Source organism: Methylobacterium sp. GXF4, assembly GCF_000272495.1.
Lineage (GTDB): Bacteria > Pseudomonadota > Alphaproteobacteria > Rhizobiales > Beijerinckiaceae > Methylobacterium > Methylobacterium brachiatum.
This window is the reverse complement of record NZ_AKFK01000022.1, coordinates 48,780-55,489: the sequence shown is the minus strand read 5'-3', so window position 1 is coordinate 55,489 and position 6,710 is coordinate 48,780. Positions and strand designations below refer to the sequence as shown.

Genomic DNA, 6,710 nt, shown 5'->3' with positions numbered 1-6,710 from the left:
AGATCCTTCATTTTCTTGGCTTGATCGACCTTCAGGCCGCCGTACTCCTTACGTCAGCGGTAGTAGCTCTGCTCGGAGACATCCGATTCCTTACAGGCAACGGCGATGCTTTTCCCCTGGGCTGTCTGCACCTCAATCTGGCGCAGCTTCAGCACGACCTGCTCCGCACCCGTCTTCTGACCTCGCCGCATGTCCGACTCCTCTGGTCCTGGCTGATCCTCTCAATCAGCCCGGTCCAAAGCCACCCGGTCAGGTCACTCACGCGAAAGCGGTCTCGGTGTCCACCAAACCGGGGCAATCCCAAACTCCGAGAGCCAGGCTTGGCCGTTCAGTATCGTTTCTTGAATCGAGTCGGACGCCTATCCCGCCCGAGCAAAGCTTGAGCCTACTTCGCTCCGGCTTTTGATGGTCGCCATGATAGAGCCACGGCCAGCGGTGATCACACCTCCACAGACAGACCGGGTTTCGTTCGTGGGCAAATCGACACTTTCCATCAGTGCCGCTCTCGCAGTGGTCGCATTGGTGCTGACCAGCTTATGGGTTGGCTATGGTCCCCGTCCCCCATCTGGTGGAGCAAAGCAGACTGCTACCGTTGTCCCACTCTCTCAGCAACAGCGAACGACAGATTCGAATGGTCAGCCCATTCGCATCATCGCTACTAGGCCATCCTCCAGCTCTGCTAAGCTTGCCCCTCCGTCACTAAGCGGAGAGTCGTCAGGGTCGGCTTCCTCAGCCGCAGCCCCAGCTGTGCAATCATTCTCTACGGAAACGGTGAGTCGCTCTGCATCGGCGGATATCCGATCACCCGCCAAATCGCCTGAGGATACATCGACTTCCGGCTTGGGAACCGACACGACAACAAACAGTCCCGTCGATCAGTCTGTTGCCACCGCTGGCAGCGTCGATCTCAACTCGGCTTCCGTGGAGCAATTGAACGCTCTCGGAGCGGGAATGATCGGAAAGCGGATCATTGAGTTTCGCCCATACGTCTCAGTCGATGAACTTCTTGCCCGACGTGTTCTTAAGCGAAGCGACTATGAAGCGATTAGAGGGGCCGTGACGATCCGTTAGCTTGGTTTGTTGCAAACCGGCTTGCTTAGAATCTCCACCTGATCGACGCAGCTAATCAGAGCTCTTTGGAGGTTATGTGAAACGGAAGTTAGCTACCTCCTTGTCCGTTGCCGTCCTATTCGCTGTTCCCACGTTCCTGCAGCTCTCACATGCCGAATGGAAAGGACCAGAAGCAAAGGCTCTCTTCTCCAACGAGGCAAAACCTAAGGGTTACAACTACGCCCCAAGCGTGATTACCGAGAACGGAACCACCGATTTTTGGTGGTGTGGTCAAGGCAAAACCGACGTCATATTTCACCGGTCCTACAGCCCTCAGACGGGTTTCTCACCTGCCCAAGTCGTCTTCCAGCCAACTCCCGGATCCTGGAACCGAGTGCATGTTTGCGATCCAAGCGTGATTAAAGGCAGCTTCACCAACCCAGCGGACGGCCGTCACTACAACTACGTAATGTATTATTCCGGCGTTGACAATGCTCCAGGTAATAACAATCAAACGGGCCTGGCTTTCTCTAACGACAAATTGAACTGGATCAATTATCCCGATCCGGTCATATCACCGCTCAATCCAGCGGTTGCCCAAGACAATTATGGCAACGGGCAGCCGGCAACGATCAACACTGATGGTCGATCCAGCCTACTGATTTTCACAACGGATTTAAGTGGACCTCAAGGTGTCGTTGGCTTCGGAGATCTTTACGTTCGCCACACTGCAGACGGAGTGAATTTCGACTCGCCGATACGGATACCGATCGAGGCAACTGATGGCACTACCGTCAACCCGAATTCGGATTTTGCCTATGATCAAGCCACCGGCAATGTCTATGTCATTACCGGCCTCCCGGGTCGCAACTGTCAGCAGGTGGTCTGCAAAGACCCAGCTCGCAACCCAGACAGAGAGACTTACCAGCTTGGTCTTTTCAAGATGCCGCTGAAAACCCTCCTGAGTGGGACGCCAGCGAAGTGGTCACCCGTTGGCTATCTTAATTCCGACGTCACAGGCTTCTATTTGAACCACAGCCCGGGCTTCCAACGTGACCCCTACGGCAATCTCACGCCATTCCTACCAAACATCACCGTCTTCTTCTCGGGCGGTGACCCGTATCCTGGCACCTGGCAGATCACTACCGCTACCAAGACAAACACGTCCGACCGTGCTACCCTCAAGCGAACCCTTGGACCGAATGGTCATTGGGTCACTACGGGCTACTTCGATCCCGGCTACGCCTTCGAAGCGAATGTCGGCTCCCTATTTCTTCTTCCGAGACCCGGGACCTCCAAGCTCATGAGCTGCGTAGCAGGCTCGGATCACTTCCTTAGCCGTGATCCGAACTGCGAGGGCCAGACCCCTCTAGGCCAGACTGGCTACGTCTATGACACTCGGCAGACGGGTACTCTACCGATCTACCGCTGCAATGCAGGTGGGCATGACCACTTCGTCTCCACTGACGCTCGTTGCGAAGGCCACAAGATCGAAGGGCTGTTGGGATACGCCTTGAACTGACCTGCCGATCGATGGTTGGGTTGTACGACGGCATATGCGCTGACTCAATTACACGGCTACGTGGTGCAAGGCGTTCGAATGAAGGTATCCGAGGCTCATGCTCAAGCTTGATCCTATCCCGAAGGTTATCACTTTCGATTGCTATGGCACCCTCGTCCAATGGCACCGAGCTGTGAGTGAGACAGCGAAGGCAATCTTAACCAAACACGCACCCGAGGACGACCTGGACGAGCGGTCAATCGCCCTTGCCGATCGGTTTCGGAGCGCAGCAATATTTCACCAAGACCGTCCTCCTTACCAGGAGTACAAGATTGTCCTCCGGCTGGCTCTGATGGAAGTGCTGTCGGAACTCGGTTACCGAGCAACTACGGATGATCACGAAACCCTTCTTTCGATCCTCCGACGTATTGAACCGCATCTTGAGGTGCCCGCTGCACTCAACCGGTTACGTGAACGCTACAAGCTCGCCATCATCAGCAACACGGGTGACGACCTTGACCAGCTCATGCGACCGAGAACGTAGAACGCGCTCCGACTAGACCGGATTTCCTGCACGAGACAGCTGACGAGGTGGCAACCCGTGCCACGGCTTGTCTTTGGGTACGGATGCGGTGAGACTGAGCCTTAAGCGCTCAGGCTTGCCGCTGAGCAATCTCACCTTCCTGCTGAGCCCTCGGCTCACACGGGACGAACAGGCTCACGAACCAGAACAGCGTCATAGCCGCGACCGCTGCAGCAGTTCCGAACAGAGGGCTGACGATCAGCGCAGCTAATACGCCGTGCTTCCACATCATGGCGAGTGCGATGAGCCAGCCGAGGCTCGCTGCGATCGTCACTCGGAAGATGCAGCATTCGGATGCCTGCATTGGGATATCCCTTCACGCTACACAACCGTAGCGTGCAACGATGGATCCCGCAATCAACAAGTGGAAGTACTTAGGCGGGCCTAGGCGGCACTTCCCCAAGGGAGGGTGTCAGGTCCACGCAGTTCCTCGATCCTTCCAAGCGAGGTGGAAGTCGAGGGTCGGCGTCACGGGACTCGGGACGGGCGTAGCGGTGGCCGGCATCGTCAACAGGCTTGAGCAGCCTGTCCGGCGACCTGTCTAGCCACGGGCAGCTCGGCCGCAAGAGCGGCATGGCCGCGGATCAGCTTCGGGTGCTACAGAGCGTGGCCGGCAATTTCGGGTTCCGCAACGATGCTTCCAGGGCGGCCACTCAGGTGTTCTATCAAAATATGAGAGCCATCCGGAATGGGGTTGGCAAGATCATGGGCTTCCTGCAGTCGCAGAACCAGGTCGTGGCTCCTTCCCGGGAGTCCCAGCGCGACGCGGCGCGCGAGGGGTATTCCGGCGCTACCTGATGAGGAAGATCACGGGCGACGACGGCAGCGCCATCGTGCCCAACGGGCCGGACGGGCGCATTTCTGGGCTCGGCGGCGGCTCTAATCCAAAGGCGATGGCAGCGGGAGCGCAGGCGCGGCCCGCACGAGCCAGCTGATGGCAAACGCGATCGATCAGCTTCGTTGGAAGGGTGTGCCGGAGGACCAGTTGTGGGAGTCAGCAGCACACCTCGTCGGGCGCGCAACTTTGAAGTCCGGCCTGAATCCGAACAAGGTCCACGACGGCGGCACCGGCTACGCCAGCTAAGGCGCCCGCGATACGAAGGGCTGCGGCAACTCTTGCGGGCTCGTCTCAGCGACTTGGTGCGCCGGCTTGAAGAGCACGGCTATGCCCGCAACTCAGCGGAGGACAAATGCGGAACATGGCGCACAACCCCTGTTGAGACGCAACCTAAAGACATGCAGCATCCTGAAGGGTGGCGGTTCCAGCAGCCTCGAAGGGCGCCCGCGTCCAGGGTCTACCGCGTCCCGCGGTCGGCCAGGACGACGGTGAGGGCTGTACAGCCCGGGAGAAGGCGAGAATGGCGTTCGAGGCGATGCATAAGGGTGAGCGTCGCCTTGATGCTTCCGCCGGCCGCGCCAGTGTCGTGAGCGGTACGAAGGTTGAAGTGAACGGCAGCGTGTCGGTCCTCCTTCAGTTGTCTGGGCCTGAGACCAACGTCTGCGCCTCTGCCTCCGGCAACCTATTCAAGGATGTCCTGCCGCAGCGAGGGCGGACGATGGCGCCGGCCGGGGGCACCTGAAGCGCCAACCTTCATCTGCCCAACTTTGCCGGGAGTACCGTCGGGGCCGTGCTCGACGCATTCGAGGCGGCAAAGGAGGCTACGAAGCCCGCCAGGGAGCGCGCACCATCGGGTTGCCGCGGATCACGGGCGACTGCCTCTGCTTCACGCTCCAGCCGAATGTTACAAGCCTTCGAGGGCAGCCCGACATCCGGTGTGCAGGCATCGTGACGGGCACATGCTGCGTCGAGAGCGTCGATCGGCGGCAGAGGGGCATTGTTGCCCGGACCGCAATAGTTGCCGTGAATAAGGAACTTGGGTCCGCCATTTGCGGCGGGCTGTGCCAGGGACGGCGTAGCCCACAAGGCCACGAGAAAAATCGGGGTAGCGACACTCGTAGCGGCGCGAGTCAACATAGTAGAGACCCTCCAGCACCCACGCCTGAGAAGTAACGATGGCGATGACGGTGCGAGACATAGTTAACCCCCTCACCTCACTACGAGAGGTGCTCCGGAACACTCGTCTTTGATAGGCGACGCTCCACCGTCGCAGGCAACATTTCATCACCTGTGACGCCCTAATCAGCGACATGGTGCAGAGCCGGATACCGGCGACGGATGGGTGATAGGATACAGCCCAGCCTAGGCCGGCTCATTTCCGCCAGAAGTAAGCCGTGACTGCCGTAGCTGCGAGGCTGGCCAGCAGAACGCTTGCGAACGCTGTGACCGGATCATCAGGCGAGATCACCAAGATCTCAAAAAGCGTTGCTGCGGAGGTCAAGAGGCTTATTGCCAAAAGCCCGACCTCGCGCTTGATAGCGGGCTCCTTGCCCTTGCGCTCGCTCGCCATTGTGTGAGGCCTCTCCAGATCTCAACCACAGACTGCAGCCCTAATGTCGGCGTGCCAAGTTGGTTGCCCTCCTTCTGGCAAAGGGGATCGGACAATTTTTCGCCGATCGATGAACCACGAACGGCGAGCGTTGTCACAGGGAGCTGCGGGGCCGGTGTGACGAGGTAGAATGGCCCGGGCCTTGCCAATGGGTGCTAGCTCGTCAAGGAGACCGCGAGCGAACTTGCGGCGCGCTCCTGGCGGGGCGCGTCGCCTTTCGTGAGATCGTCGGCCCGGCATTCGCTACCTCTTCCGCGACATCGTGCAGAACCACGCGCCGGCCGCCGGTGACCTGACCGACTGGCTTTGGACCGGACTGATTGAGAGGATCGTCCTGGACCGGCGGAGGTGGGGATGAAGCGAGGACAGAAGCCGAGCTCGGAGCAGGTCGTGGTGCTGCTGCGCCAGACCGAGGTACAGGCGGCACAAGGCAAGAGCATCGCCCTCGCGTGCAAGAAGGCGGACGTCTTCGAGCAGAGCTACCGATGCTGGCGCAACGCGTACGGAGGTCTGAAAATCGATCAAGCGAAGAAGATGAAGGATCTGGAGCGCGAGAACGCCCGCCTTCGTCGTTTGGTGGTCGATCTATTTCTGGTGAGTCAGGTGCTGGCGGACGTCGCCTCGGAAAATTTGCGGCCCCCGAGCGACGCCGGCACGCGGTGGACGGCATCGGGGATAAGAGCTCCAAGGGCAAGCTGGGCCACGAGTGCCTGCGCCGGGTGATCTTCCCAGCGCCGAAGGAGGCGCAGATCGTGATCGGCCTATGGCAGAACGCATGCAACCGCATTCCTCACTCGGCTATCGGCCGCCCGCGCCTATCAGCTTCCCGGATCCGGCCTTCCGGCGACCCATGGCCGCTACCATGCAGTAGCCTCTCATCCGAACGGTCCAAAATACCGGTTAGGTCAAAATTAGGGCGTCAGAAAGCATCCGTGCCCTCTCGTTGGCTCTGAAGGAGAATGGGTTTCCCAAAGGTGGTCGCGATCGACATGAGCCGATGTTACTGTCTAGCTTAGGCCCCATATCTGCTCGCCAATCGGAAGCAGGCATCCACGCCCGCCCCTCGGCAAGTGTGGGGCGAGCTTGAGACGAGCGTGGAAGGCCGACGAACCGCCCCCTCAAGGCGTGC

Annotated in this window: 9 protein-coding genes and 2 pseudogenes; 7 read left to right on the top strand and 4 right to left on the bottom strand. The window is 59.4% G+C overall.

Features of this window, described 5'->3' with window-relative positions:
- Nucleotides 1–56: 56 nt before the first annotated feature.
- A pseudogene (locus WYO_RS30705) lies at nt 57–191 on the bottom strand (IS3 family transposase); the annotation flags it as partial.
- A 214-nt stretch (nt 192–405) separates the two neighbouring features.
- Here WYO_RS30705 and WYO_RS32340 point away from each other — a divergent pair.
- The 3 genes from WYO_RS32340 to WYO_RS30700 all read left to right on the top strand — a co-directional run bounded on the left by WYO_RS32340 (nt 406) and on the right by WYO_RS30700 (nt 3,095).
- Nucleotides 406–1,071 (top strand): helix-hairpin-helix domain-containing protein, encoded by a 666-nt coding sequence (locus WYO_RS32340; RefSeq protein ID WP_007559177.1) that lies wholly within the window; start codon nt 406–408, stop codon nt 1,069–1,071.
- Between the two features lie 100 nt (nt 1,072–1,171).
- The gene (locus WYO_RS29650) at nt 1,172–2,572 is read left to right on the top strand and encodes a hypothetical protein (RefSeq protein WP_244424044.1); all 1,401 of its coding nucleotides are present in this window, start codon (nt 1,172–1,174) and stop codon (nt 2,570–2,572) included.
- Nucleotides 2,573–2,669: 97 nt separating this feature from the next.
- A complete protein-coding gene (locus tag WYO_RS30700; RefSeq protein ID WP_128754938.1) occupies nt 2,670–3,095 on the top strand; it encodes an HAD family hydrolase in 426 nt (141 codons plus the stop codon).
- A 109-nt stretch (nt 3,096–3,204) separates the two neighbouring features.
- On the opposite strand, the gene WYO_RS03665 is transcribed toward WYO_RS30700, so the two are convergent.
- Nucleotides 3,205–3,438 (bottom strand): hypothetical protein, encoded by a 234-nt coding sequence (locus WYO_RS03665; protein ID WP_007559175.1) that lies wholly within the window; start codon nt 3,436–3,438, stop codon nt 3,205–3,207.
- Nucleotides 3,439–3,650: 212 nt separating this feature from the next.
- On the opposite strand from WYO_RS03665, the gene WYO_RS03660 reads away from it, so the two are divergent.
- The 3 genes from WYO_RS03660 (at nt 3,651) to WYO_RS03655 (ending at nt 4,714) form a co-directional block, all read left to right on the top strand.
- Nucleotides 3,651–3,932, top strand: coding sequence for a hypothetical protein (locus WYO_RS03660; RefSeq protein WP_007559173.1), 282 nt, complete (start codon nt 3,651–3,653; stop codon nt 3,930–3,932).
- Between the two features lie 136 nt (nt 3,933–4,068).
- Nucleotides 4,069–4,218, top strand: a complete 150-nt coding sequence (locus WYO_RS31435) for a hypothetical protein (protein WP_007559171.1) — start codon at nt 4,069–4,071, stop codon at nt 4,216–4,218.
- Between the two features lie 274 nt (nt 4,219–4,492).
- Entirely contained in the window at nt 4,493–4,714 is a 222-nt protein-coding gene (locus WYO_RS03655) for a hypothetical protein (protein ID WP_007559170.1), read from the top strand.
- Between the two features lie 11 nt (nt 4,715–4,725).
- Here WYO_RS03655 and WYO_RS32080 read toward each other — a convergent pair whose 3' ends face one another.
- Together WYO_RS32080 and WYO_RS03650 are read right to left on the bottom strand one after the other, a co-directional pair.
- Nucleotides 4,726–5,109, bottom strand: a complete 384-nt coding sequence (locus WYO_RS32080) for a hypothetical protein (protein WP_081496923.1) — start codon at nt 5,107–5,109, stop codon at nt 4,726–4,728.
- A 235-nt stretch (nt 5,110–5,344) separates the two neighbouring features.
- Entirely contained in the window at nt 5,345–5,542 is a 198-nt protein-coding gene (locus WYO_RS03650) for a hypothetical protein (protein WP_007559168.1), read from the bottom strand.
- 393 nt (nt 5,543–5,935) lie between these two features.
- On the opposite strand from WYO_RS03650, the pseudogene WYO_RS03645 reads away from it, so the two are divergent.
- Nucleotides 5,936–6,252, top strand: a pseudogene (locus tag WYO_RS03645) (transposase); the annotation flags it as partial.
- Nucleotides 6,253–6,710 lie beyond the last annotated feature (458 nt).

Coding starts and splice junctions, on each gene's coding strand:
- WYO_RS30700 (WP_128754938.1), top strand. CDS start 2,670: ATGCTCAAGCTTGATCCTATCCCGAAGGTTATCACTTTCGATTGCTAT.
- WYO_RS31435 (WP_007559171.1), top strand. CDS start 4,069: ATGGCAAACGCGATCGATCAGCTTCGTTGGAAGGGTGTGCCGGAGGAC.
- WYO_RS03650 (WP_007559168.1), bottom strand. CDS start 5,542: ATGGCGAGCGAGCGCAAGGGCAAGGAGCCCGCTATCAAGCGCGAGGTC.
- WYO_RS32080 (WP_081496923.1), bottom strand. CDS start 5,109: ATGTTGACTCGCGCCGCTACGAGTGTCGCTACCCCGATTTTTCTCGTG.
- WYO_RS03655 (WP_007559170.1), top strand. CDS start 4,493: ATGGCGTTCGAGGCGATGCATAAGGGTGAGCGTCGCCTTGATGCTTCC.
- WYO_RS32340 (WP_007559177.1), top strand. CDS start 406: ATGGTCGCCATGATAGAGCCACGGCCAGCGGTGATCACACCTCCACAG.
- WYO_RS03665 (WP_007559175.1), bottom strand. CDS start 3,438: ATGCAGGCATCCGAATGCTGCATCTTCCGAGTGACGATCGCAGCGAGC.